We start from the raw sequence: 661 nt of genomic DNA, 5'->3' as shown, positions 1-661 counted from the left end.
CTGCTCGAGTCCTGCCCGGCCCTCGAGGCCGCGGTCGACCTGTCGGACCGCCGGTGGCTGGAGCTGCTCGCCGGGTTCGGCGGGGCGTGGGGGATCGCCCGCTCGGGGGCCGAGGGGCCGCAGGCCGAGGCCGCCGGGGAGGCCGCGGCCGCCTCCACCGCGCCGCCGCCGGCGCTCGTCGAGGCCGAGAACAGGCAGGTCAGGTTCCTTGCCGCCCGGATATCGGAGGCCCTCGACGAGGCCGGGGCCCTCGAGGCCGAGACGGCGGCGCTGCTCGAGGGCGACGAGACCTACGCGTGCCTGCTCACCGTGCCCGGCATCGGCCCGAGGACCGCGGCGCAGCTCGCGGTGTCGGTCGACATCGGGAGGTTCCCGGACCACGACCACCTGGCCTCGTACTGCGGCATAGCCCCGAGGGTGAGGAGCTCCGGAACGTCGGTGAGGTCGGTCAGGGCGTCCAGGCGGGGCGACGCGAGGCTCAAGTCCCTGCTGATCTTCTCGTGCAACAGCCTGGTGAGGTCGTCGGGACGCTACGGCGAGTACTACCGGGCCTGCAGGGCGCGGGGCATGGGCCACGGCAGGGCGCTCAAGGCCGTCGCGAGGAAGCGGCTCAGGGCGATATACGCCGTGATGCGCGACCGGGTGCCCTACCGGGAGTAGC

At 74.3% G+C, this 661-nt stretch carries 1 protein-coding gene; it reads left to right on the top strand.

Features of this window, described 5'->3' with window-relative positions; translation table 11 throughout:
• Positions 1–660: transposase (locus DXD48_RS09975; protein WP_158548984.1), on the top strand; the 660-nt coding region annotated here is incomplete at its 5' end.
• Position 661 lies beyond the last annotated feature (1 nt).

The organism is Collinsella sp. TM05-37, assembly GCF_003436455.1.
GTDB lineage: Bacteria > Actinomycetota > Coriobacteriia > Coriobacteriales > Coriobacteriaceae > Collinsella.
The sequence above is the reverse complement of the archived record's forward strand: the minus strand, read 5'-3'. Positions and strand labels throughout refer to the sequence as shown.